Raw genomic sequence first — 23,833 nt, forward strand, 5'->3', positions numbered from 1 at the left:
CCACACCTCGTTGGGGTGTTAGTGCTCCACCCCGCGGGTTAACAGGCCCCCCACGGTGGGGCGCTTGTTGCGCACGTCCCCGCCGCCGGGCCCCCCGCGGGGCGCCCCGGCGCCCCGCTCTCGTGTGCGCGGGCATTCGACGCCCGGCGGGTCACCCGGCGTGGACGACGTCCTTCTCCTCGGCGAAGTGGCAGGCCGACTCGTGGGCCGCCGGCGTGTCCACCCCCTTGAAGCGCTCGGGGACGGCCAGGAGAGGGGTCTCCTCGGCGCACTTGTCCTGCGCCTTCCAGCAGCGGGTGCGGAAGCGGCAGCCGGACGGCGGGTTCGCCGGCGACGGCACGTCACCGGTGAGGATGATCCGCTCGCGGCCCTCACGGGCGTCCGGGTCCGGCACCGGCACCGCCGACAGCAGCGCCTGCGTGTACGGATGCGTCGGGTGCTCGTAGATCTGCTCGTCGGAGCCGATCTCGGCGAGCCGGCCGAGGTACATGACGCCGACGCGGTCCGAGATGTGCCGGACGATCGACAGGTCGTGCGCGATGAAGATGTAGGAGAGGTTGAACTCGTCCTGCAGTCGCTCCATCAGGTTGATGACCTGTGCCTGGACGGACACGTCCAGGGCCGAGACCGGCTCGTCGCAGATGATCACCTCGGGGTTGAGCGCCAGGCCGCGGGCGATGCCGATGCGCTGGCGCTGACCGCCGGAGAACTGGTGCGGGTAGCGGTTGATGTACTCCGGGTTCAGACCGACGACGTCCAGCAGCTCGCGCACCCGCTGCCGCCGGTCGCCCTTGGGGGCCACCTCGGGGTGGATGTCGAAGGGCTCGCCGATGATGTCGCCGACCGTCATGCGCGGGTTGAGCGAGGTGTACGGGTCCTGGAAGATCATCTGGATGTTCCGGCGGACCGCCTTCAGCGCCCGCCCGGACAGCTTGGTGATGTCCTGGCCCTTGTAGAAGACCTCGCCGGCCGTCGCCTTCTCCAGGTTCATCAGAACCTTGGCGACCGTCGACTTGCCGCAGCCCGACTCGCCCACGATGCCCAGGGTCTCGCCCTGGTACAGGTCGAAGGAGACGCCGTCGACGGCCTTCACCGCGCCGACCTGCCGCTTGACGATGATGCCCTGGGTCAGCGGGAAGTGCTTGACGAGGTTGCGCACCTGGAGGATCGGCTCGCCCCGCTCGACGGGCACGTCGAGGGCGGCGACCTTCTCCTCCACCGAGTGCACGTCGGCGACCTCCAGCGGGGAGACGTTGGGCGTGGCGTCCCCGGGCTCGGTGGCCTTGGTCGTCTCAGCCATGGATCGTCTCCTTCCAGAAGTGGCACGCGCTGGCGCGGCCGGGCAGTGCCGTCCCGTCCCGCTCGGTCACCTGGACCAGCGGCGGGACGTCCGTGCGGCACACGTCCTGCGCGCGGTCGCAACGCGGGTTGAAGGCGCAGCCGCGCGGCACCTTCAGCAGGTTGGGCGGCAGGCCCCGGATCGCGTAGAGCTCCTGGCCCTTCTGGTCCAGCCGCGGGATCGAGTCGAGCAGGCCGCGGGTGTACGGGTGCGCGGGGCGCTTGTACAGCTCGTGCACCGGCGCGGTCTCCACGATCCGGCCCGCGTACATCACCGCGATCTTGTCGGCGACGTCCGCGACCACACCGAGGTCGTGGGTGATGAGGATCAGACCCATCTGGTACTCGCGCTGCAGCTCCGCGAGCAGGTCCATCACCTGGGCCTGGACCGTCACGTCGAGCGCCGTGGTGGGCTCGTCGGCGATGATCAGGTCCGGCTCCAGGGCGAGCGCCATCGCGATCATGATGCGCTGGCGCATACCGCCCGAGAACTGGTGCGGGTAGTCGTTCACCCGCGCCGCGGCCGCCGGGATCTTCACCCGGTCCATCAGCTCCACGGCCTTGGCCTTGGCCGCCTTGCGGGACATCCCCTGGTGGACGCGGAACATCTCACCGAGCTGGAAGCCCACGCTGAGCACGGGGTTGAGGGAGGACAGGGCGTCCTGGAAGATCATCGCGATGCGCGCACCGCGGATCTTGCGCCGCTCCTCCTCGGACATGGCGAGCATGTCCCGGCCGTGGAAGCGGATCTCGCCCTGCGGGATGCGGGCCGGCGGCATGTCGAGGATGCCCATGATGGCCTGGGCCGTCACGGACTTGCCGGAGCCGGACTCGCCGAGCACGGCGAGCGTCTCGCCGGAGCTGACGGAGTAGTTGACGCCGTTGACGGCCCGGACCACGCCCTCGCGGGTGTGGAACTCCACGTGCAGGTCCCGCACGTCGAGGAGCGGGCCGGCTTTCTCGCCGTCACGCGGGGCCGGGATGGCGTCTGTCTGATCGATGATGGTCACGTACGCCTCCCTCAGCGCATCTTGGGGTCGAAGGCGTCGCGCACCACGTCGCCGAGCATGATGAACGCCAGCACGGTGATGCTCAGGGCGCCGGCCGGGAACAGCAGTGCGTGCGGCGAGGTCAGGAACCGGTCCTGGGCGTCGCTGATCATCAGACCCCACGAGATGTTGGGGTACTGGATGCCGATGCCCAGGTAGGACAGGGCGGCCTCGGCCGCGATGTAGACGCCGAGGTTCATCGTGGTGATGACGATGACGGGGGCGAGCGTGTTCGGCAGGATGTGCCGGAACGCGATGCGCACCGGGCCCGCGCCGAGCGCCCGGGCGGCCGCCACGTAGTCGTTGTACTTGTTGGAGATGACCTCGCCGCGCATGATGCGGAAGACCTGCGGCCAGCCGAGGACCGCCATGATCAGCGACACCGACCACACGTCGCCGCCGCCCCAGATCGACATGATCAGCAGGCCGCCGACGAGCAGCGGCAGGGCTGAGAAGACCTCGGTGACGCGGGACAGCAGGGCGTCGATCCAGCCGCCGATCAGGCCGGCCAGCATGCCCACCAGGCCGCCGATCAGCGTCGTGGCGATGGTGGTCACCACGCCCACGATGATCGAGTTCCGGGCGCCGAACACGGTCCGCGTGTAGATGTCGCAGCCCTGCACGTCGTAGCCGAACAGGTGTCCCGAGGTGGGCGGGGTCATCGAGTTCTGGAGCTGGCAGAAGCCGTCCGAGAACGGGGAGCGCGCCGTGAACAGGCCGGGGACGACCGCCAGGGCGAGCAGGAACACGATGACGAGTCCCGACACGATGAACATGGGGCGCTTGCGCAGGTCCGCCCAGCCGTCCTTGAGCAGGCTCGCCTGGCGTGCCGCAGCCTTCTCGTCGGCCTCGATCTCCTTGGCGAGGGCGGCCTCGTCGGTGGTCGGCCTCTCTATCGTCTTCTCACTCATAGCGGATCCTCGGGTCGAGCACGGCGTACAGCAGGTCTACGAGAAGGTTCGCGACCAGGTAGATCAGCACCAGGAGGGTGACCAGACCGACCACGACGGGACGCTCGCGCAGATAGAGGGACTGGGCCAACTGCTGGCCGATGCCCGGCATGTTGAACACGCGCTCGGTGATGATGGCGCCGCCCATGAGGGCGCCGAGGTCGAAGCCCAGGAAGGTGACGACCGGGATCAGCGAGTTGCGCAGGGCGTGCACACCGATCACCCGGCGCTGCGGCAGGCCCTTGGCGATCGCCGTGCGCACGTAGTCGGCGCGGACCGACTCCGTCATGCTCGCCCGGGTGAGCCGGGCGATGTACGCCATCGAGGTCGTGGCCAGCACGATGGCCGGAAGGATGTAACTCTGCGGCCAGCCCTGCTGGATGCCTGCCACGGGCGTGATCTTGAGGTTCACGCCGAACTCGAGCTGGAGCACGCTGCCCAGGACGAAGACGGGGATCGAGATCAGCACCAGGGTGGAGATCAGCACCACGTTGTCGAGGAACTTGCCGCGCTTGAGCGCGGCGAAGATGCCCGCCAGGATGCCGATGACGGCCTCGAGGGCGAAGGCGGTCAGCCCCAGCTTCAGCGTGATGGGGAACCGCTGGGACACGAGGTCGGAGACGGCACGTCCGTTGTACGTCTCGCCGAGGTCGCCGGTGAAGACGCCGCTGATGTAGTGCCAGTACTGCAGGTACAGCGGCTGGTTGAGGTGGTAGTGGTCGCGCAGGATCGCCGCGATGTTGGGGTCGGCGCGCTTGTCGCCGGCCAGTGCCTGGATCGGGTCGCCGGGCAGAGCGAAGACCAGGCAGAAGATGATGAACGTGACGCCAATCGCCACAGGGATGACCTGCAGGAGGCGGCGCACGACGTATCGGCCCATCGGTACTCCAGAGGGGGGTGCTCGACCCGCCCGCTGCCGGGAAGGCGGCACTGTCGGACGGGAGACGGCAGAAGGGGTGAGCAGGGGAAGGCTGGTGACGCGCCCCCTGCTCACCCTGTTCCGCTGTGTTTCGGAACTGCTCAGACTCGGGTCAGCTGAGCTTGACCGTGTCCCACAGGATCTGGTGACCGGCGATCTTCATCGACTTGATCTTGTCGCTGAAGCCCGCGTTCATCGTGTAGAAGTACACCGGGATGTACGGCAGGTCCTTGAGCAGGACGTCGTCCGCCTGCTGGTACTTCTTCACGGCCTCCTCGTGCGAGGGAGCCTGGTCGCCCTGGACGAGGAGCTTCTCGAACTCCTCGTTGACGTAGCCCGAGTAGTTCGAGCCGTTGGCGATGGCGTCCTTGGAGAACACCGGACGCAGGTAGTCCTCGGCGTCCGGGTAGTCCATGCTCCAGGCCATCCGGAAGGCGCCGCTGTACTTCTTGGCGTCCAGGTCGTTGAGGATCGTCTGGAACTGCTCGAACGGCTTGGCCGTCACCTTGACGCCCAGGTTCTGCTGGATCTGGTTGGCGACCGCCTCGACCCAGTCCTTGTGGCCGCCGTCGGCGTTGTAGCCGATCTCCAGCGTGTTGCCGGGCAGCCCGCCGCTCTTCTTGTAGAGCTCCTTGGCCTTGGCCGGGTTCAGCGTGCAGGAGTCACCGCAGGCGCCCTTGCGGTAGCCGTCGATGATGGGGCTGATGTAGTCGTCCGCGGGGGTACGGGCGCCGAGGAAGATCTTGTCGGCGATCGTCTTGCGGTCGATCGACATCGAGATGGCCTTGCGCAGATCCGCGTTCTTGAAGGCCTTGTTGTACTTGACCGGGAAGCCGATGTAGCCGACGGCCGAGTCGGGCTCGTCGATCGTGCGGTTCGGCAGGTCCTTCTTGTACGTCGGCAGACCCGAGGTCGGGATCGTCAGCAGGCTGTCGAGGTTGCCGGCGACGAGGTCCTTGTAGGCGGTGTCCAGGTTCGAGTAGATCTTGAAGTCGACACCCTTGGGCTCGATCTTCGAGGCGTCCGGGTACTTGTCGTACTTCGTGGTGCTGATCGACTCGTTGTGCTTGAACTTGCCCTTCATCTCGAAGGGGCCGTTGCCGATCGGGGCCTCGCCGAAGCCCTTCGGGTCCTTGAAGAACGCCTTGGGCAGCGGCACGAACGCCGTGAAGGAGAGCTGCGACGGGAACGCGGAGAACGCACCGGTGAGGGTGACCTGCAGCGTGTCCTCGCCCACGGCCTTCAGACCGGAGAGCTTGTCGGTCGTGGGCTTCTTGCCCTCGCCCGGGTTCAGGTCGCTGTAGCCCTGGATGTGGCTGAACAGCGGGTTGGTCTGCTGGGCGTTGGTCTGGTTCGCGCCGTAGTTCCAGGCGTCGATGAAGGACTGGGCGGTGACCTTCTCCCCGTTGTGGAAGGTGTAGCCCGACTTCAGCTTGATCGTCCAGACCTTGTTGTCCTTGGACTCGATCGACTGCGCCATCGCGTTGACGACCTTGTTGCTGGCGTCAAGCTTGGTCAGCCCCGTGAAGAGGGCGTTGATGACCTGGCCGCCCTCGGTCTCGTACGTGTTGGTGGGAACCAGGCTGTTCTGCGGTTCGCCGATCTCCACCGCCACGGTGCCGTCGCCCTTGGCCGAGCTGCCCGAGTCCCCGCCACCGCCACAGGCCGTCGCACCCAGCGCCACAACGGCGGCTATCGCAACCCACTTGGCGCTCTTGGCACCACGCATGGGGCTCCTCCTCATGAGTCCATTGGTTCACCGCATGAAGGAGCACATGACACCACCGTCACCGGTGCCTGAAACAGTCAGGTGCCCCCCGGGCTCGCGAGTCGCCGCAAGTGCAGCGCGTGACCCGTTCATTCCGAGCTCTACGCGCCTAACTATCTGCCATGGGCGAAGAGCGAACCACACCCCAAAGGTCTCGGTTCGATCACACCTGATGTGTACTTCTTCCAAAATCCGGACAAACAGCTAGCAGAAAGATCCCTGCGAAACGGACTTGTTACACATCTATCGGGAGCGGCTGTCCGTATTGCGGACAGCGGGGAGGGGAAAATCACTTGCCTCGGCGGCGGCCGTGTGTATCGGCCGTCTCACCCTGCCCGCGAGGGGCATCCGGAGACCCACGGAGGCGCGCTCGAAGCAGCGCAGGCCGTCCGTTCACCCAGCAGGCTAGTGGGCGAAACCGCTTGGAGCGGACTCCACGGCCAGGATGAAGGGTTTTCCCTACGTATTCCTCAACACCCCTCGGCCGCCTCTCCCCTCCCGACCGTCTCCCCCGCCTCGACCGTGCGCCCGCCTCGCCGCCTCGCCCGCCGCGCCCCGTGCGTTTCCGTGCAGCATCCATGCGCCGCCCGAACACCTCGCGCGCACAGTGGTGACTCACGAGGTTCGAGGTACGGGGGTACGGCATGGAAATCCAGCTGCTGGGCTGCGTGGAGGCCCGCGCCCACTGCGGTGACAAACTGCCGCTTCCGCACGGCACCAAACTGCTGCTGGCGGCGCTGGCATGGACCCCCGGCGACTTCGTGGCCGACGAGACGCTGATCGAGCGGGTGTGGCAGGACCGTCGGCCCCAGCACCCGCGCGACGCGCTGTACATCCAGGCCACCCGGCTGCGCAAGGCGCTGGGGGCCGACGAGCGGCGTCCCGGGAGCTTCGAACTGGCCCGCAGGCGGGGCGGGTACGTCCTCGCCGTCGACGAGCGGTCCGTGGACACCGCCCGGTTCCGCGCACTCGTCCGGCAGGCGCAGCAGACCGCCCGCGCCGGCGGGACCGAGACCGCGCTCCATCTCTACGGACGAGCTCTCGAGCTGTGGCGCGGCGAGCCGCTGTCCGACGTGCGCACCCCCTGGGCGGAGTCGGCGCGGACGGCCCTGCGGCGCGAGCACCGGGAGGCGCTGATCGGCAGCACCGAGCTGTGCCTGCGCACGGGACGGCACGAGGAGTGCCTGCCGCAGCTGCACTGGCTGGCCGAGATGCACCCCTTCGACGAGAAGGTCGCCGGCCTGCTGATGCTCGCCCTGCACCGCGGCGGACGTCAGGCGGAGGCGTTGGACTGCTTCCGGCTGCTGCGGCTGCGGATGGTCGACCTCCTGGGCTGCGAGCCGGGTCCGGACCTGAGGTCCCTGCAGGAACGCATCCTCGCCCGCGACCCCCGGCTGGGACTCGGCAGCGCGTATGCCACGTCCGTCTGAACGGCTTCGCCCGCGGCCCGGTCAGCCGTCGAAATGCCCGGTCAGATAGAGGGTGAGCCGGGACTCGGCGTCCGGGGGCAGCTCATGGCGCCGGCCGCCCGGCAGCGGGCGCCGCGGCGCCCGGGACCCGGTCCGCACTCCGATCGCCTCGTACAGCGCCTCGGCCCGCGCCCGGGCCGCGTGCGCCGACACGGCGTCGCCGTGCGCCCGGTGAGCGGCGGCCAGGGCCGCGAGGGCGTGAGCGTGCAGGAGGCGCTGGCCGGAGGCCTCGGCCAGGTCGGCGGCCCGGGCCGCCTCGACCCGGGCGCGGGTCCGGTCCGGGGCGCCGACGGGTGCGGCGTCGGCGTCGGCGTCGGCGTCGGCGTCGGCGTCGGCGTCGGCGTCGGCGTCTGCGTTCAGGAGCGTCAGGGCGGTGGTCAGGTGGATCCGGGGAAGGGCGAGGGGGGTGCCGTCGGTGGCGAGGCTTTCGGCGCGTTCGAGGCACTTCAGGGCGTCGGCGGGGCGGTGCCGTGCGCGGGCCAGGTCGGCGCGGGCCAGCAGCACCTCGACCAGGCCCGCGCGGTGGCCGGTGCGCTCGGCCGTCTCGAAGGCGGCGTCGAGGTGCTCGGACGCCTCCTCGGCCCGGCCCGCGCGCAGTTTCACCGAGGCGATCCCGACCAGGCTGTCCACCTGGCAGTTGCGGTTCTCCACCCGCCGCGACACGGCGAGGGCGTCCTCGAAGGCCGACAGGGCCCGGTCGTCCCGGCCGGCGTCCGCGCGGACCCGGCCCAGCGCCTCCAGGGCCACGGCCTCGGTATAGGTGGAGCCGGAGTCGCGGGAGACGAGGAAGCAGGTGCGCAGGGCGGCCGCCGCCTCGTCGAACCGGGCCTGCCGCTGGCGCACCAGGGCGAGGCTGACGAGCGCCATCGCGCGGTTGTGGTGGACCGTGTCGCCGATCAGGTCGAGGGCCGCGCACGCCGCGTCCTCGGCCGCGTCGAGTCGGCCCAGGGCCAGGTTCAGGGACGCCGTGTTGATCAGCATGATCTCTTCGTTCCTGACGTTCCCCAAGGTGCGGTAGAGCGCGAGCGCCCGGTCGTAGCAGGGCAGCGCGCGCCGCAGTTCGCCGAGGAGTTTGAGGGTGACGCCCTTGCCCTGGAGGCTGCCGGCCTCGCCGTAGGCCCAGCCGGCCCGACGGGCCAGTTCCTCCCCCTCCTCGTACTCGGCGAGCGCGCCCCGCAGGTCTCCGTTGCGCCAGCGGGCGCTGCCCAGGGACAGGCACATGGAAGCCTGGCCGACGTCGTCCCCGTGACGGGCGGCCACCTCCCGGGCGAGGGTGGCCAGCCGCATCCAGTCGGACAGCGGACGGCGGTGGTGGAAGAGGTCCTGCAGCGCGTCCACCAGCCACCACACGAACGGCGCGGGCCCGTGTTCGGCGGCGTGTCCGATCGCGGCAGCGATGTCGTCCCATTCGCCGTCGAACCAGGCGTACGCCTCGTCGGCCGTCGCGAACTCCCTCGGCAGCGAGCCCGCCACGGGCCCCGGACGGATGCGCATGACGTACAGGCCCGCCGTGGCGGCCGCGTTGACGACGCTCTGCAGATAGTGGTCGAGGACCCGGGTGACGGCGGCCTCCCGCTCTTCGGCGGTGTCCTCGGCGGCCGTGCGGTCGCGGGCGTACTCGTGCACGAGGTCGTGCCACGCGGGGCGGCCGTGTTCGACGTCGCGCAGCAGGTGCACGCGCTGGGCCAGCCGCAGCAGGTCGGCCAGGCGGCGTTCGTCGAGCCCCGCGGCGGCGGCCGCCGCCGGGACCGAGCGGCCGGTGCCGGGCAGCGCGCCCAGCCGGCGGAAGGCCAGCCGTGCCTCGTCGGGCAGCGTCCCGTAGGACAGGTCGAGCGCGGCCCGCACGGCGACGGACTCCTCGCCCTCGACGTGCAGCCGGGCCAGTCGCCCCCGGTCGGCGAGGTCACGGACGTAGGCCCGGATACTGCCCGGCCGGTCGCCGATCCAGGAGCCCGCCACGCACAGCGCGAGGGGCAGGTGGTCGCAGAGTTCGACGAGCCGGGCCGCGGCCTGCGGATCGGCGGCGACGGCCTCCGCGCCGACCGCGCCGCCGATCAGCTCCAGCGCGGCGGCGCTGTCGAGGACGTCGCAGGACACCCGGTAGCCGCCGTCCAGCGTGACCAGGCCGCTGAGCTTGTCGCGGCTCGTCACCAGCGTGAGCGAGCCGGCCGAGGCGGGCAGCAGCCGCCGTACGCAGGAGGCGTCGGCCACGTCGTCGAGGACGACCAGCACCCTGCGGTCCGCCAGCAGCGTCCGGTACAGCGCGGTCTGCGCCTCGGCGCCCAGCGGGATGTCGCGCGGGGCGCAGCCCAGGCCCTGCAGGAGCAGCGGCAGGGCCTCGTCGGGGGTCATCGGCTCGGCGTTGTCGAAGCCCCGCATGTCGAGGAAGAGCTGGCCGTCGGGGAAGCGGTCGGCGACCCGGTGCGCCCAGTTCAGCGCCAGTGCGCTCTTGCCGACGCCCGCCGGGCCGACGATCAGGGCGAGGGGTTCGGCCTCGCGCAGACAGGAGTCGAGCCGGTCGATTTCCCGGTCGCGTCCGACGAAACGGCGCGGTGTGGGCGGGAGTTGGCGGGGCACGGGCCGCTCTGGGGCGGCGGTCGACGCCTGCGGCCGGGACTGCGGCTGCGGCGGTGACTGTGGCGGTGACTGCGGTGAGGGCTGCGGCTGGGACCGCGACAGGCGTACGCCGCCTCCGCCGCCGAAGACGCCGCCGGACCTGCTGCCGTCGCCGCCCAGCAGGCGCCGGTGCAGGTCCCTGAGGTCGACGGAGGGTTCCATGCCCAGTTCGTCCACCATGCGCCGGCGCAACGCGCTGTACAGCTCCAGGGCCTCGGCGCTGCGGCCGTCCTGGTGCAGGGCGGCCATCAGCAGGCCGTGCGGGCGTTCGCGCAGCGGGTGGGCGGCGGTCAGCCGCAGCAGCTCGGCGACGGCCTGCCGGTGCCGGCCGGTCTCGATCTCCGCCTCGGCCACGCTCTCCCGGGCCACCACGTGCAGTTCGCCCAGGCGTCGGCGCTCGGCCTCGCGCACCGCGACCTCGGGGAGGTCGGCCAGCGGCTCGTCCCGCCACAGGGCCAGGGCCTCCTCGCCGCAGCGCCGGGCCGTCCGCCAGTCGCCGTCGGCCGCGGCCCGCGAAGCGTCCCTGACGTGGTTCTCGAAGGACAGCAGGTCCAGTTCGGCGGGGCCGGCGTGGATGACGTAACCGGGCCGACGGGTGGTCAACAGGTGCGTTCCCGACGGGCCGAGGGCGCGCCGCACCTCGGCGACGAGGGCCCGCACGCGCGCCGCGCCGGCGCCGGGCGGGCGGTCGTCCCACAGACACCGGATCAACCGGTCCACGGACACGACGTGGTTGGCGTGGAGCAGCAGGACCGCGCACAGCGCCCGTTGGCGCCCGGTGAGCGAGACGGCCCGTCCGTCGATCTCGACGTCCAGGGGTCCGAGCAGACGGAACCGGGGCCGTGGGGTGAGCATTGACAGAACGTAGTCCAGCGACGAAGGCCGAGCAACGCCGGGCTGCGCCGACGCGGCACTCCGGGCCCGCCCGGGGGCGGAATCCGGCCAGTCGCGGGCGTCCATGTCCGTCCGGTGAGCGCGTCCCGGCACGAGGCGGAGCGGGGACGGGCGCCGCGTGTCCCCCGTCGGCCGCCCGCCCCGCACCACCAGTCTCGGCCAGCCGTCTTTCCCGGCTCCTTCGGCCGTCTTTCCTCGGTCTTTCACCGGTCTTTCACCGGTCTTTCGTCAGTCTTTCGTCCGTCCTTCGCCAGCCTTCCAGCAGTCTTCCCGCGGTCTTGCGTCGGTCGTTCAGAGCGGCGCGGCATGGCCGACAAGGCGCGGCCGAGGCGTGCAGGGCCGTGCGCTGTTCGCCCCCGAAGCGGAAGGGGGGCGGACAGCGGAAAGCCCGGGCCCCCATGAGGGGACCCGGGCTTGCGGGCGCGTGCGCCCGGTCGCGAACTGCTCGCGGATCAGCTGTGCTTGGCGCGGCTCGCCGAGCGGGCACGGTCGCGCTGGTCGAGCACGACCTTGCGGATGCGGATCGCCTCCGGGGTCACCTCGACGCACTCGTCGTCACGGCAGAACTCCAGCGACTGCTCCAGCGACAGCTTGCGCGGCGGCACGATCGCCTCGAACGAGTCGGCCGAGGACGACCGCATGTTCGTGAGCTTCTTCTCCTTGGTGATGTTCACGTCCATGTCGTCGGAGCGCGAGTTCTCGCCGACGATCATGCCCTCGTACACCTCGGTGCCGGGGTCGGTGAACAGGACGCCGCGCTCCTGGAGGTTGGTCATCGCGAACGCGGTGACGGCGCCGGCGCGGTCGGCGACGAGCGAGCCGTTGTTACGGGTCGTCAGCGTGCCGAACCAGGGCTCGTGGCCCTCGTGGATGGAGTGGGCGATGCCCGTGCCGCGCGTGCCGGTGAGGAACTCGGTACGGAAGCCGATGAGGCCGCGGGAGGGGACCACGAACTCCATGCGGACCCAGCCCGAGCCGTGGTTGGACATGTTGTCCATGCGGCCCTTGCGGACGCCCATGAGCTGCGTGACCGCGCCCATGTGCTCCTCGGGCACGTCGATCGTCATGCGCTCGACCGGCTCGTAGACCTTGCCGTCGACGAGCTTGGTGACGACCTGCGGCTTGCCGATGGTCAGCTCGAAGCCCTCGCGGCGCATCTGCTCGACCAGGATGGCCAGCGCCAGCTCGCCGCGGCCCTGCACCTCCCAGGCGTCGGGGCGCTCGGTGTCCAGCACGCGCAGCGAGACGTTGCCGACCAGTTCGCGGTCGAGACGGTCCTTGACCTGGCGGGCGGTGACCTTGCGGTCCTTGACCGCGGCCTTGTTGTCGGCGCCCTTGCCGGTGCCGCCACGGCCGACCAGCGGCGAGGTGTTGGTGCCGATGGTCATCGAGATGGCGGGCTCGTCGACCGTGATGAGCGGCAGCGCGACCGGGTTCTCGGGGTCGGCGAGGGTCTCGCCGATCATGATGTCCCCGATGCCGGCGACGGCGCAGATGTCACCGGGGCCGGCCTTCTCGGCGGGCTTGCGGGTGAGCGCCTCGGTCATCAGCAGCTCGGTGATGCGCACGTTGGCCATCGTGCCGTCGCGCTTGATCCAGGTGACGGTCTGGCCCTTGCGCAGCTCGCCCTGCTCGACGCGCAGTAGCGCGATACGGCCGAGGAAGTTGTCGGCGTCCAGGTTGGTGACGTGCGCCTGGAGCGGGGCCTCCTCGTCGTACTCGGGAGCCGGGACGTGCGACAGGATCGTGGAGAAGAAGGGCTCCAGGTTGTCGCTGTCCTTGGGGACCGTGCCGTCCTCCGGCTTGGTCAGCGAGGCGACGCCGTCCCGCGCGCAGGCGTAGACGATCGGGAACTCGATCTGGTCCTCGTCGGCGTCGAGGTCGAGGAAGAGGTCGTAGGCCTCGTTGACGACCTCGTCGATGCGCGAGTCCGGGCGGTCCGTCTTGTTGATGCACAGGATGACGGGCAGGCGGGCCTGCAGCGCCTTGCGCAGCACGAAGCGGGTCTGGGGCAGCGGTCCCTCGGAGGCGTCCACCAGCAGCACGACGGCGTCGACCATCGACAGACCGCGCTCGACCTCACCGCCGAAGTCGGCGTGACCGGGGGTGTCGATGATGTTGATCGTGACGACGTCCCCCCCGTCCTTGGGGTGGTACTTCACCGCCGTGTTCTTGGCGAGGATCGTGATGCCCTTCTCACGCTCCAGGTCGTTCGAGTCCATCATGCGGTCGTCGAGCGACTCTGCGGCGTGCGCGGCGAAGGCGCCGGCCTGCTTGAGCATGGCGTCGACCAGTGTCGTCTTGCCGTGGTCGACGTGGGCGACGATGGCTACGTTGCGAATGTCGTGGCGCGTGGCCATAAAGCGGCGTTCTCCCGGGGTGTGAGGGCGACCCTGCTGCGTACGTCCGTGTTACGCGGGCCCTGCCGGGCTTGACACGCCACGGCCTCACCCCATCGTACGTGGCCCCGCGGGGGAAGGCCTCCGCAGGGCCGCTCGGCCCGCCCGGCGATCGGCTCGCGCGCCCCCCGCGCGCCCGGTTCCGCGCCGTGTTTCCGCTCACTTCCGGGCAGGGCCCGCGGCGGCCTTCGCGCCCTTCTTCAGGAAGCCCATGTCCTCGTAGACGGGCGTCTGGAAGCCGAAGGCGCCCGCGTTCACCACGGTCTTGCGCACGGCCGTGAGCTGGGGCCGCTGGTAGAGGGGAATCGATCCTGCGGCGGCCCAGATGCGGGAGTCGGCCTTGCGGATCAGGGAGCGGGCCTCGTCCCGGTCCAGGGTCGCGAGCGCCTGGGCGAACAGCTGGTCGACCTGGTCGGTGCCGACCCGGGTGTAGTTCTGCTCCACGGTCAGCGAGCCGTCGGCGGCCGGCCGCGGCTTGGCGTAGATCGGCCGGGCGTCGGTGGCCGGGAAGGCGGACGCGGGCCAGGAGTACAGGGCGAGGTCGTACTCGCCCGAGGCGATGTGGTCCTTGAAGTAGCTCGCGTCCGAGACCTTGGTGATCTCGGTGCGGATGCCGACCTTCGCCAGCATCTTCGTGATCCGCTCGGCGACCGCCTCCAGCGACTGCGATCCCGGGCCGGACGGCAGCACGAACCGCAGGTCGAGCGCCTGGCCGTCCTTGGCGAGCGCCTTGGCCGGGGCGCCGACGGGGGTGGCGCCCGCCTTCGGGGCGGCGCCGGCCCGCAGCGCCGCGTCCGCCCTGGGCGCGGCGGTGCCCTTCGGGGCGTAGGCGCCGGGGACCCCGCCCTGGTGCTGCCCCTTGTACTGCTTGCCGTCCTGGGCGAGCTGCTGCCCGTCGGCCTCGTTCTTCGCGGCCTGACGCCCGTCCTCGCGGCCGGTCTCGACCAGGGCCTTGTCGTCCTCGCCGACGTTGGAGGCGTCGTCGTCCGCCTTGTCGCCGGCCGGACCCTCCGTCTTCTTCCCGGCCGAGGCGTCCGCTTTCTTCCCGGCCGAACCGGCCGCCTTCTCGGCCGCGTCCTTGGCCTTGCCCTTGTCCTTGACCGGGCCCCCGGCCACCCAGCCGGCGTCCGCGAGCAGCGCCTGTGCCTCGGCCGTGTCCTGGGCGCCGAGCGCTCCGCTGTCGTCGGCGTAGGCGTCCTGTCCGGCCAGGGCCAGATGGCTGCCCACGGGCTCGGCGGGCAGGCCCAGCGGCTTGAGGACGACCTTGGCGAGTTCCTTGCGGTCCAGGGCCCGGGCCACGGCCCGCCGCACCCGCTCGTCCGCCAGCGGCCCCTGCGCGCCGTTCAGGGCCAGCTGGGTGTAGGCGGGCTCCAGGGATCTGCGCACCTGGAAATCGCGCAGCGCCTTGCGCCGGCTCTCCCACGCGGCGATCGCCTTGGTGAGCTTCGCGCGGGCCGCCGTCCCCCCTGCGCTCCCGGCCTCGTCCGAGGACTCGCCCTCGTCGTCGGCCTCGTCGTCGCTCTCGTCGCCGGCCTCGTCCTCGGCCGTGTCGATCCCGTGGGCGAGGGCCCACGCGCGCAGGGCCTTCAGGCCCGCGGGTCCGGAGCCGGTCGGCGGTCCGGCCGTGCCCTTGGCGGCGCCGTCGAGGTTCTGCGCGTCGGCCGGATCGATCTCGGCCAGGTCGATCTTCCCGGCGGCCAGGGCGGACGTCCGCTCGTCCCTCGGGACGGCCGTCAGCACGATCTCGGAGAGCTTGGCGGGCTTGCCCCACCAGCGGGGGTTGCGGGCGAGGCGCACCTGCTTGTTCTTGCGGTCGACCTTCTGGACGGCGAACGGCCCGGCGGTCACCTTCAGCTTGCGCCGCGCGCCGTCGTTGAAGGAGTCGGGCGTGCCCATGACGTCCTTCGGGTACAGCGGGGAGAACAGCGAGCGCCAGTCGGCGTAGGTCCGGCTGAAGGTGACCCTGACCTCCAGGTCGTTGGCTCCGCGCTCGATCTTCTCGATGCGGTCGTAGCCGGCGTTGCGGGCGGTCCAGTACGCGCTGTCCTTGCCGGACAGGGCCCGCCACTGGGCGGCGAAGTCGGCGGCGCCGATCTCGCGGCCGTCGCTCCAGACGGCCTGCTGGTTCAGCTTGTACAGCACGACCTGCTTGGGCTCGGTGGAGACGACCTTCGCGGACTCCAGGTAGTCGGCGTCGCGCCGGGGCCGCCCGTTCGCGTCCATCCGGTACATCGCCGGGAGCACGGCCTGGGCGACCTGGGCGGTCGTGGCGTCGGCGTCCGACTGGAAGGCGTTGAAGGTCTCCGGGACGGCGTCCACCGCCCAGCGCAGGACGCCGCCCTCGGCGACCGAGGCGCGGGCGGCCCGGGCGACGTCCTGGCGGGCCAGGGGCCGGCCGGCTTCGTCGGGGGAGCCGCAGCCCGTCAGGAAGGGCACCGCGAGCACACCTGCGGTGAGGAAGGCGACCGAGCGCGTCACCGCGCGCGGGCCGACGCCGTCGTGGGACATCTCTGGTACCTCCGGTGAGCCGCTGCCGGTGCGTTCTGATCACATTTGGCGGTATTTTGGTGTTGATCAGATCTAAGGCCTACTGAAAGGGAAACGGTTCGCCTGCCGACGGCGACACGGCGGCGGGGCCGTCCAAGGCCACTCGTGCGGAGCAACGCACCCCCTCCGCATCCGCCAATCGCTGCACACGCCTTCACATCCACCGGTGTGACGCGCAACACTCGCAGGCGCATGAACGTTGCCGTCCAGGGCGCAGACGCCCGGAAGCGAGGTCATGGCATGTCCGTGCACGACGACCTGACAGCGGTCCAGCGCTGCCTCGACGACCTGAGCCGGTCCGTCGGCCGCCTGGAACAGCAGCTCGGCAGCGGCAGCCTGGAGATGCGCCGCGTCCGCGCCGACGCCGGCCACCTGAAGGAGAGCGTCGCGCTGCTGCGCGAGGCGGCGGCCCAGCCCGGCGCACCGCGCCGGCCCGAGCTGCTCACCATCCCCGACACCCCCTACGACGACTCCCTGTGGATCGACACGGACGACGAGGGACTCGGCGCCCGGCACCGGCACGCCCCCTGACCCGAGCCCCTGACCCGACCGGAGTCCTGAGTTGGCCACTGGCACGGAACCTCCGCCCACCGACCCCCGACCCCCGAGCGGCGTACGCGGCGCCGGCCGCGCCGCGATCGCCGCGCCCCATCTGCGGACCGACCGCTGGTGGCTGGCCCCCGCCGCCACCGCCGCCGGTCTGCTGGCGTTCATCGTGTACTCGACCTGGCGGGCCTTCGCGAACGCGGACTACTACGCGGCGCCCTACGTCTCGCCGTTCTACTCGCCCTGTCTGGCGGAGAACTGCCGGCCCATGCACGCGGGCCCCAACACGGACCTGTTGGGCGGCTGGTGGGGCATCTCCCCGGCGATCATCATCCTGATCTTCCCGCTGGGCTTCCGGCTGACCTGCTACTACTACCGCAAGGCCTACTACCGGGGCTTCTGGGCCTCGCCCCCGGCCTGCGCGGTCGCCGAGCCGCACCGGAAGTACACCGGCGAGACCCGCTTCCCGCTGATCCTGCAGAACATCCACCGGTACTTCTTCTACGCGGCGATCGTCGTCGCCGGGATCCTCACCTACGACACCGTGCTGTCCTTCCGGGACGAGCACTACGCATGGGGCCACATGGGCCTGGGCACCCTCGTCTTCCTGCTCAACATCACCCTGATCTGGGCGTACACGATCTCCTGCCACTCCTGCCGGCACATCGTCGGCGGCAAGCTGAAGCACTTCTCCCGGCACCCCGCGCGGTACCGGGCGTGGCAGTTCGTCGGCCGACTCAACGCCCGCCACATGCTGCTGGCCTGGGCGTCGCTGATCAGCGTGGCGCTCGCCGACTTCTACGTCTATCTCGTCGCGTCCGGTGTCTTCGACGATCCGAGGTTTTTCTAGATGCTGCCGAACCTGATGAGTGGGGTCTGCTGATGTCCGTGGTCGACCGCCAGGAGTGGGACGTCGTCGTGGTCGGAGCGGGGGGCGCGGGCCTGCGCGCCGCCATCGAGGCCCGCGAGCGGGGCGCCCGTACCGCCGTCGTCTGCAAGTCGCTGTTCGGCAAGGCGCACACGGTGATGGCCGAGGGCGGCATCGCGGCGGCGATGGCCAACGCCAACGAGCACGACAACTGGCAGGTCCACTTCCGCGACACCCTGCGCGGCGGCAAGTTCCTCAACCAGTGGCGGATGGCGGAGCTGCACGCCCAGGAGGCCCCGGACCGGGTCTGGGAGCTGGAGACCTGGGGCGCCCTGTTCGACCGCACCAAGGACGGCCGGATCTCCCAGCGCAACTTCGGCGGCCACGAGTACCCGCGCCTCGCCCACGTCGGCGACCGCACCGGGCTGGAGCTCATCCGCACCCTGCAGCAGAAGATCGTCTCGCTGCAGCAGGAGGACCACGCGGAGACCGGCGACTACGAGTCCCGGCTGAAGGTCTTCCAGGAGTGCACGGTCACCCGGGTGCTCAAGGACGGCGAGCGAAACGAGCTGGGGGTCCCCCCGGCCGATGGCCGGGGGAGGGTCGGCGGGGTCTTCGCCTACGAGCGCGAGACCGGCCGCTTCTTCGTCCTGCAGGCGCCCGCCGTGGTCATCGCGACCGGCGGCATCGGCAAGTCCTTCAAGGTCACGTCGAACTCGTGGGAGTACACGGGCGACGGCCACGCGCTGGCCCTGCTCGCCGGAGCGCCGCTGCTCAACATGGAGTTCGTGCAGTTCCACCCGACGGGCATGGTCTGGCCGCCGTCGGTGAAGGGCATCCTCGTCACCGAGTCCGTCCGCGGCGACGGCGGGGTGCTGCGCAACTCCGAGGGCAAGCGGTTCATGTTCGACTACGTCCCCGACGTCTTCAAGGAGAAGTACGCCGAGTCGGAGGAGGAGGGCGACCGCTGGTACGAGGACCCGGACCACAACCGGCGTCCTCCCGAGCTGCTCCCCCGCGACGAGGTGGCCCGCGCCATCAACTCGGAGGTCAAGGCCGGCCGCGGCTCCCCGCACGGCGGAGTGTTCCTCGACGTGTCGACGCGCATGCCCGCCGAGGTCATCCGGCGGCGGCTGCCGTCGATGTACCACCAGTTCAAGGAGCTGGCGGACGTCGACATCACCGCGGAGGCGATGGAGGTCGGGCCGACCTGCCACTACGTGATGGGCGGCATCGCGGTCGACTCCGAAACGGCGGCCGCGCGCGGGGTGCCCGGACTCTTCGCGGCCGGCGAGGTGGCCGGCGGCATGCACGGCTCGAACCGGCTCGGCGGCAATTCCCTCTCCGATCTGCTGGTGTTCGGCCGGCGGGCGGGCCTGCACGCGGCCGAGCACGCGGCGGCGACGACCGCACGGCCGGCGGTGGACGACGTCCAGGTGGACGCGGCGGCCGCGGAGGCGCTGCGCCCCTTCTCCGCCGAGGCCGCGGGCGAGGAGCCCACGGCCGGTCCCGCGGAGAACCCGTACGCGGTCCACCAGGAGCTGCAGCAGACCATGAACGACCTGGTCGGCATCATCCGCCGGGAGGGCGAGATGAAGCAGGCCCTGGTCAGGCTGGCGCAGTTGCGGGTCCGGGCCCGGCGGGCCGGCGTCGAGGGCCACCGCCAGTTCAACCCCGGCTGGCACCTGGCCCTGGACCTGCGGAACATGCTGCTGGTCAGCGAGTGCGTGGCGCGGGCGGCTCTGGAACGCACCGAGTCGCGCGGCGGCCACACCCGCGAGGACCACCCCGCGATGGAACGCGTCTGGCGCAACGTCAACCTGCTGTGCCGGCTCGCCGATCCGGGCGGCGGCCCGTCGGCCGCCGACCCCGAGGGCGGACAGATCCAGCTCGTGCGGGAGACCACCGCCCCCATCCGCCCCGACCTGCTCGCCCTCTTCGAGAAGGAGGAGCTGGTGAAGTACCTCACCGACGAGGAGCTGTACGAATGAGCGGCTACGACGCCCGGTTCAGGGTCTGGCGGGGCGACGTGCGCGGCGGGGGCCTGGAGGACTTCACGATCGAGGTCAACGACGGCGAGGTGGTCCTGGACATCATCCACCGCCTGCAGTCCACGCAGGCGCCCGACCTCGCCGTCCGCTGGAACTGCAAGGCGGGCAAGTGCGGTTCGTGCTCGGCGGAGATCAACGGGCGTCCCCGGCTGATGTGCATGACCCGCATGTCGGTCTTCGACCGCGCGGAGACGATCACCGTCACCCCCCTGCGCGCCTTCCCCGTGATCCGCGATCTCGTCACGGACGTCGGCTTCAACTACCGCAAGGCGCGGGAGATCCCGGCGTTCGTGCCGCCCGAAGGGGTCGGACCCGGCGAGTACCGGATGTTCCAGGAGGACGTGGACCGGCCGCAGGAGTTCCGCAAGTGCATCGAGTGCTTCCTGTGCCAGGACACCTGCCATGTGGTGCGCGACCACGAGGAGAACAAGACGGCGTTCGCGGGCCCGCGCTTCCTCATGCGGGTCGCCGAGCTGGACATGCACCCGCTGGACGGGGCCGAGGACAGCGGGCTGGACCGCAAACGCGCGGCCCAGGACGAACACGGTCTCGGCTACTGCAACATCACCAAGTGCTGCACCGAGGTCTGCCCCGAGGGCATCAAGATCACTGACAATGCGCTGATCCCGTTGAAGGAGCGGGCGGTCGACCGCAAGTACGACCCGCTGGTGTGGCTGGGGTCGAAGATCAGGAGGCGGTCGTCGTAGACGTCGGGGGCAGCCGCAGCGTGCGGCCGGGACGCCGGGCGTACGTCTGGAGGCCGAGCCCGGCGAAGTTGCCGGCCGTCCCGGCGAGCGGGACGTAGACGTTCGCCGCCCCGGGGTCGGCGGCCAGCGGGCCCAGGAACATGAACAGGCCCAGTCCCAGGGCGCTCATCAGGGCGCCGGCCCCCCACAGCCTCGGCCGCAGCACCAGGCTGCGGCCGAACGGCGGCACCCACCGCCGCGCGACGGCCGCGACGCCCATCGCAGCCATGATCGTGACGCAGACGCCGCCGATGCCCACCATTGCCCCGTACATGCCGCCATGATCCCAGCGATCCCGCCGCCGCCAAGCAGTCGGAACGCAAAAAGCGGTCTGTCTATCGGACCCAACCCCGCTGGTACGAACGCCAGTCGGCCTCCGTCGCCGCGAAGTCCACGTACGCCGCGACGCCGAAGTTCGCGCGGTCGGCGTCGGTCCGCGACAGCCCCAGCCGGACGCCCCGGACGGCGGCGGCGACGGTCTCCGCGTGCGCCCAGTGGCCGAACCGGTTCTCGCGGTAGAAGGGCAGCCCCATCAACAGGTCGGTGGAGGCCGGGGTGACCTCCAGGGCCAGCGAGGTCTGCTGGGCGACGTAACCGCCGTAGGTGCTCTGCAGCGGCTGCATGGTGTCGTACGACATCACGGCGATCTGGTCGACGCGGCGGGCGACCTGGCCGAAGAACCTCTGCGACCACCACTTGGGGTGCCCGGTGGTCGCGCCCCAGAACGCGTGGAAGCCGGGAACCGGGTCGATCTGGTGGGCGGCGACGGAGAGCTGGGCGTGGCGGGCGCGGGTGACGGCGCGCAGCGCGTCGAGCAGGGCGAGGTAGTCGCCGTCGCCGGAGTGGAGGGGTTCGAGGTCGAAGTGCGCGCCGCCGAAGCCGGCCGCGAGGATCTCGCGGGTGGACCGCACGACGGCGGCACGGGTCGCCGCGCGCTCCAGCCGCATGCCGTCCGGGCTCTCACTGGCGAGCACGTCGCCGAGCCAGGCCTGCACGCGCAGCTTCGGCGCTTCCCGGTGCACGGCGGCTATGAACCACCGCGCGCCGGCGTACGCGGAGGGGGGCAGGGTGCCGTCGTGCTCCAGGGGACCGGCGTGCACGTACAGGTCGCGGACGCCCGTGTCCTTCAGACGGCGGCCCAGCGCCCGGACGTCGGCGTCCGTCTTGCGGCCGTCGACCCAGGCGTGGCCCAGCCACAGGGCGTCCTTGCCGCGGGTGCGCGCGCCCTCGGCCGGGTCGCCCACGTAGTTCACGCGCAGCGCAGCCTCGGCGGCCAGGACCGGAACGAGGACGAGCAGCACGAGCCCGAACGCTCCCCGGCGCACCCACCGCCGCCACCGCTTCCCCCTCCCCCGCGCGACCCCCTCGGCGCCCCCGCCCCCGCTGCCGTCCCCGGCCCCGCCGCCGTCCCCGGTGTCAGTCCCGCCGCCGTCCCCGGTCCTGGTCCCGCCGCCGTCCCCGGCCCCGCCGCCGGGACCGGCCCCGCCGCCGGTCCCGGTCCCGCTGCCGTCCCTGGCCCCGTTCCCGCTGCTGTCCCCTGTCCCGCTGCCGCCCTCGGTCCCGCTGCCGTACCCGGTCCCGGTCCCGCTGCTGTCCCCGGCCCCGTTCCCGCTGCTGTCCCCTGTCCCGCTGCCGCTCCCCGCCCCGCTGCTGTCCCCGGTCCCGGTCCCGCCACCGTCCCCGGCCCCGCTGCTGTCCCCAGCCCCGCCGCCGGTCCCGGTCCCGGTCCCGCCGCCGTCCCCGGCCCCGGCACCGGCACCGGCTGTCGACCGGGGGTCGGTCCCGGCCCGGCCGTCGGTCGCCGCCTCGGTCTCTTCTTCGGCCTTCGCGGTCGCCCGCCCCGGCGGATGTGCCATCGGGGTTTCCCCTCCCGTGTCGTTCCGCCCCACGGCCCCCGAGTCGGGCGCATCCCGCTCGCGCGGCCGCATTCGCGGCCATACGCTCGCAAATGTGACCTCTTCGCTGCCTCGTTCAGGCCGACCCCGGCGGACCGGGTCGCGGCTGTCCCTGCGTGTGGCTCACACCGTGCTGGGCGGTGCGGTCGGGGCCGTGTGGCTGGTGTTGCCGGGGATGACGTCCGGGGACGACGTTCCGGTTGCGATCAAGGAGCCGACGCCCGCCGCGAGCGCCCCCGTGGCCGCCGATGAAGCCGAGAGGTCCACCATCGATCTGGTGCTGCCGCTGGTGGCCGTCGGCGCGGCCGGCGCGGTGGCCGGGTACGCCTGCATACGCCGGGTCAGACGCACCCGCGACCGGACGACCCCCGGCTCGGTGGGCAGCCCTCCGCCTCCGCGGTCGTCGTCGCGGTCGTCGTCGCGGCTCGCCGTCCTCGACGAGCAGGCCCGCGCCGCGCTGATCGCGGCCGACGACCGGATCCGCGCGGCCCGCTGCGAACTCGGCTTCGCCGGGGAGTTGTTCGCGGCCGAGGACACCGCGCTGTTCCGCCGGACCGTCGAGGAGGCCGGGGCCGAGCTGGCCGCCGCGTTCCGCATGCGGCAGCGCTACGACGACGGGGTGCCGCAGGAGGAGGCCGCCCGGGAGCACGCGCTCGCCGGGATCGTCGGCCGGTGCGCGGAGGTGGAGCGGCGGCTGGACTCGGTCTCCGGGGCGTTCGAGGGGCTGCGGGAGCCGGGCCGGGCGTCCGGTGAGGCCCTGGTGGTCGCCGAGGGCCGGTTCCGGGAGCTGACGGGGCGAGTGGGGGCCACGGAAGCCGTCCTCGACGAGTTGCGGGCCCGGTACGCGCCCACCGCCACCGCCGCCGTCACCGGGAGCGTGGAACAGGCCAAGGACCGCCTCCTGTTCGCCACCGTCCGGCTGAACGAGGCGCGGCAGTCGGCCGATTCCGGTCAGCCGGAGCGGGCGGCGCGGCAACTGCGCGCCGCCGAGGGCGTCATAGCCCAGGCCGCCGTCCTGGTGGGGGGCGTCGACCGGTTGGCCGAAAACCTGCGCGCCGCCGAGCTGCTGGCGCCGCAGGCCCTCGCGGCAGCGGAGGCGGAGCTGTCCCGGGCCCGGGCGCAGGAGGCGGCGGCGCCGGACGTCGGCGCCGGCAAGAGACACGGGGTGGCGGTCATGCCGCCCGTCGCCCCTCCGGGAGAGCTGCACGCCCGGCTGCTGCACGCCGACGCCGTGCTCGCCCCGATCCGACGCCGGCTGACGGCTCCGCGGCCTCCGGACAGGGGGGCCGGCGACCGGCCCGGCAACCGGCCCGACGGGCCCGACTCCCGGACTCGGGAGTCCGCCGAAGCGGCCTGGGATCCGGTCGGGGTGCTGCGGCGGATCGTACGGGCGACCGCTTCGATCGGGTCGGAACGGGACGGGGCGCTGCAGGCGGCCGCCCTCCTCACCGCCCGCACGGCCACCGCCGCCGCCGCCGACTACGTCGAGACGCACCGGGGCGCGGTGGGCGTGGACGCCCGCACCCGGCTGGCGGAGGCGCAGCGCCTCCTCGCCACGGGGGATCCGGCGGACCGCGCGCCCGCCGACGTCCTCGCCGGACAGGCACGGGAGCTCGCCGAGCTCGACGTACGGGCGCACGGAAACCCCTATGCCGGGCCAGACCACACGGCCGGTGTCGGCGGAGCCGTCCTCGGCGGCGTCGTCCCGGCCGAGGACCCCGACGCCGGAACACCCGCGGGCTTCACCGGCCCGCCCCGGCCCGCCGTCGGAGGCTGAG

At 71.7% G+C, this 23,833-nt stretch carries 15 protein-coding genes and 1 pseudogene; 6 read left to right on the forward strand and 10 right to left on the reverse strand.

What is annotated here, in order from left to right:
- Positions 1–151: 151 nt before the first annotated feature.
- The 5 genes from ACFVYK_RS03805 to ACFVYK_RS03825 form a co-directional block, all read right to left on the reverse strand.
- The gene (locus tag ACFVYK_RS03805) at positions 152–1,300 is read right to left on the reverse strand and encodes an ABC transporter ATP-binding protein (protein WP_389768112.1); all 1,149 of its coding nucleotides are present in this window, start codon (positions 1,298–1,300) and stop codon (positions 152–154) included.
- The gene (locus tag ACFVYK_RS03810) at positions 1,293–2,348 is read right to left on the reverse strand and encodes an ABC transporter ATP-binding protein (protein WP_389768114.1); all 1,056 of its coding nucleotides are present in this window, start codon (positions 2,346–2,348) and stop codon (positions 1,293–1,295) included. The genes ACFVYK_RS03805 and ACFVYK_RS03810 overlap by 8 nt, the downstream gene beginning before the upstream one ends.
- Before the next feature lie 11 nt (positions 2,349–2,359).
- Positions 2,360–3,298 (reverse strand): ABC transporter permease, encoded by a 939-nt coding sequence (locus tag ACFVYK_RS03815; RefSeq protein WP_389768116.1) that lies wholly within the window; start codon positions 3,296–3,298, stop codon positions 2,360–2,362.
- Complete coding sequence (locus ACFVYK_RS03820) at positions 3,291–4,217, reverse strand: ABC transporter permease (RefSeq protein ID WP_389768118.1); 927 nt, start codon at positions 4,215–4,217, stop codon at positions 3,291–3,293. The genes ACFVYK_RS03815 and ACFVYK_RS03820 overlap by 8 nt, the downstream gene beginning before the upstream one ends.
- 151 nt (positions 4,218–4,368) lie before the next feature.
- A complete protein-coding gene (locus ACFVYK_RS03825) occupies positions 4,369–5,985 on the reverse strand; it encodes an ABC transporter substrate-binding protein (RefSeq protein ID WP_389768120.1) in 1,617 nt (538 codons plus the stop codon).
- Between the two features lie 683 nt (positions 5,986–6,668).
- Between ACFVYK_RS03825 and ACFVYK_RS03830 the strand changes: the two genes are divergently transcribed.
- Positions 6,669–7,454: a BTAD domain-containing putative transcriptional regulator gene (locus ACFVYK_RS03830; RefSeq protein ID WP_389768122.1), complete on the forward strand. Its 786-nt coding sequence runs from the start codon at positions 6,669–6,671 to the stop codon at positions 7,452–7,454.
- Between the two features lie 21 nt (positions 7,455–7,475).
- On the opposite strand, the gene ACFVYK_RS03835 is transcribed toward ACFVYK_RS03830, so the two are convergent.
- The 3 genes from ACFVYK_RS03835 to ACFVYK_RS03845 form a co-directional block, all read right to left on the reverse strand.
- Complete coding sequence (locus ACFVYK_RS03835) at positions 7,476–10,964, reverse strand: BTAD domain-containing putative transcriptional regulator (protein ID WP_389768124.1); 3,489 nt, start codon at positions 10,962–10,964, stop codon at positions 7,476–7,478.
- 491 nt (positions 10,965–11,455) lie between these two features.
- A complete protein-coding gene (gene typA / locus ACFVYK_RS03840; protein WP_389768126.1) occupies positions 11,456–13,363 on the reverse strand; it encodes a translational GTPase TypA in 1,908 nt (635 codons plus the stop codon).
- A 198-nt stretch (positions 13,364–13,561) separates the two neighbouring features.
- Positions 13,562–15,910, reverse strand: coding sequence for an ABC transporter family substrate-binding protein (locus ACFVYK_RS03845; protein WP_389768128.1), 2,349 nt, complete (start codon positions 15,908–15,910; stop codon positions 13,562–13,564).
- A gap of 279 nt (positions 15,911–16,189) precedes the next feature.
- On the opposite strand from ACFVYK_RS03845, the gene ACFVYK_RS03850 reads away from it, so the two are divergent.
- Genes ACFVYK_RS03850 through ACFVYK_RS03865 form a run of 4 tightly spaced genes read left to right on the forward strand, consistent with a single transcriptional unit; the run spans position 16,190 to position 20,121 of the window.
- Entirely contained in the window at positions 16,190–16,480 is a 291-nt protein-coding gene (locus ACFVYK_RS03850; protein ID WP_389768130.1) for a hypothetical protein, read from the forward strand.
- A 31-nt stretch (positions 16,481–16,511) separates the two neighbouring features.
- Positions 16,512–17,345 carry a hypothetical protein gene (locus ACFVYK_RS03855; protein WP_389768132.1) on the forward strand — a complete coding sequence of 278 codons (834 nt, stop codon included), beginning with the start codon at positions 16,512–16,514 and terminating at the stop codon, positions 17,343–17,345.
- Positions 17,346–17,377: 32 nt separating this feature from the next.
- On the forward strand, positions 17,378–19,354 hold the full coding sequence (locus ACFVYK_RS03860) for a fumarate reductase/succinate dehydrogenase flavoprotein subunit (protein ID WP_389768134.1): 1,977 nt from the start codon (positions 17,378–17,380) through the stop codon (positions 19,352–19,354).
- Positions 19,351–20,121: a succinate dehydrogenase/fumarate reductase iron-sulfur subunit gene (locus tag ACFVYK_RS03865; protein ID WP_389768136.1), complete on the forward strand. Its 771-nt coding sequence runs from the start codon at positions 19,351–19,353 to the stop codon at positions 20,119–20,121. The genes ACFVYK_RS03860 and ACFVYK_RS03865 overlap by 4 nt, the downstream gene beginning before the upstream one ends.
- Here the strand turns inward: ACFVYK_RS03865 and ACFVYK_RS03870 are convergent.
- Both ACFVYK_RS03870 and ACFVYK_RS03875 read right to left on the reverse strand, forming a co-directional pair.
- On the reverse strand, positions 20,102–20,434 hold the full coding sequence (locus ACFVYK_RS03870) for a hypothetical protein (RefSeq protein ID WP_389768138.1): 333 nt from the start codon (positions 20,432–20,434) through the stop codon (positions 20,102–20,104). The genes ACFVYK_RS03865 and ACFVYK_RS03870 overlap by 20 nt on opposite strands.
- Positions 20,435–20,495: 61 nt before the next feature.
- Positions 20,496–21,509: pseudogene (locus ACFVYK_RS03875) on the reverse strand (hypothetical protein); the annotation flags it as partial.
- 664 nt (positions 21,510–22,173) lie between these two features.
- Between ACFVYK_RS03875 and ACFVYK_RS03880 the strand changes: the two are divergent.
- Positions 22,174–23,832 carry a hypothetical protein gene (locus ACFVYK_RS03880; RefSeq protein ID WP_389768140.1) on the forward strand — a complete coding sequence of 553 codons (1,659 nt, stop codon included), beginning with the start codon at positions 22,174–22,176 and terminating at the stop codon, positions 23,830–23,832.
- Position 23,833: the final 1 nt, after the last annotated feature.

This window comes from Streptomyces sp. NPDC058291 (genome assembly GCF_042880855.1).
In the GTDB taxonomy this organism is placed as follows: Bacteria; Actinomycetota; Actinomycetes; order Streptomycetales; family Streptomycetaceae; genus Streptomyces.

Excerpts from the sequence above, each read along its gene's own strand:
- ACFVYK_RS03835 (WP_389768124.1), bottom strand. The coding sequence starts at position 10,964 with ATGCTCACCCCACGGCCCCGGTTCCGTCTGCTCGGACCCCTGGACGTC.
- ACFVYK_RS03850 (WP_389768130.1), top strand. The coding sequence starts at position 16,190 with ATGTCCGTGCACGACGACCTGACAGCGGTCCAGCGCTGCCTCGACGAC.
- typA (WP_389768126.1), bottom strand. The coding sequence starts at position 13,363 with ATGGCCACGCGCCACGACATTCGCAACGTAGCCATCGTCGCCCACGTC.
- ACFVYK_RS03865 (WP_389768136.1), top strand. The coding sequence starts at position 19,351 with ATGAGCGGCTACGACGCCCGGTTCAGGGTCTGGCGGGGCGACGTGCGC.
- ACFVYK_RS03860 (WP_389768134.1), top strand. The coding sequence starts at position 17,378 with ATGTCCGTGGTCGACCGCCAGGAGTGGGACGTCGTCGTGGTCGGAGCG.
- ACFVYK_RS03870 (WP_389768138.1), bottom strand. The coding sequence starts at position 20,434 with ATGTACGGGGCAATGGTGGGCATCGGCGGCGTCTGCGTCACGATCATG.
- ACFVYK_RS03815 (WP_389768116.1), bottom strand. The coding sequence starts at position 3,298 with ATGAGTGAGAAGACGATAGAGAGGCCGACCACCGACGAGGCCGCCCTC.
- ACFVYK_RS03830 (WP_389768122.1), top strand. The coding sequence starts at position 6,669 with ATGGAAATCCAGCTGCTGGGCTGCGTGGAGGCCCGCGCCCACTGCGGT.
- ACFVYK_RS03825 (WP_389768120.1), bottom strand. The coding sequence starts at position 5,985 with ATGCGTGGTGCCAAGAGCGCCAAGTGGGTTGCGATAGCCGCCGTTGTG.
- ACFVYK_RS03845 (WP_389768128.1), bottom strand. The coding sequence starts at position 15,910 with ATGTCCCACGACGGCGTCGGCCCGCGCGCGGTGACGCGCTCGGTCGCC.
- ACFVYK_RS03805 (WP_389768112.1), bottom strand. The coding sequence starts at position 1,300 with ATGGCTGAGACGACCAAGGCCACCGAGCCCGGGGACGCCACGCCCAAC.
- ACFVYK_RS03820 (WP_389768118.1), bottom strand. The coding sequence starts at position 4,217 with ATGGGCCGATACGTCGTGCGCCGCCTCCTGCAGGTCATCCCTGTGGCG.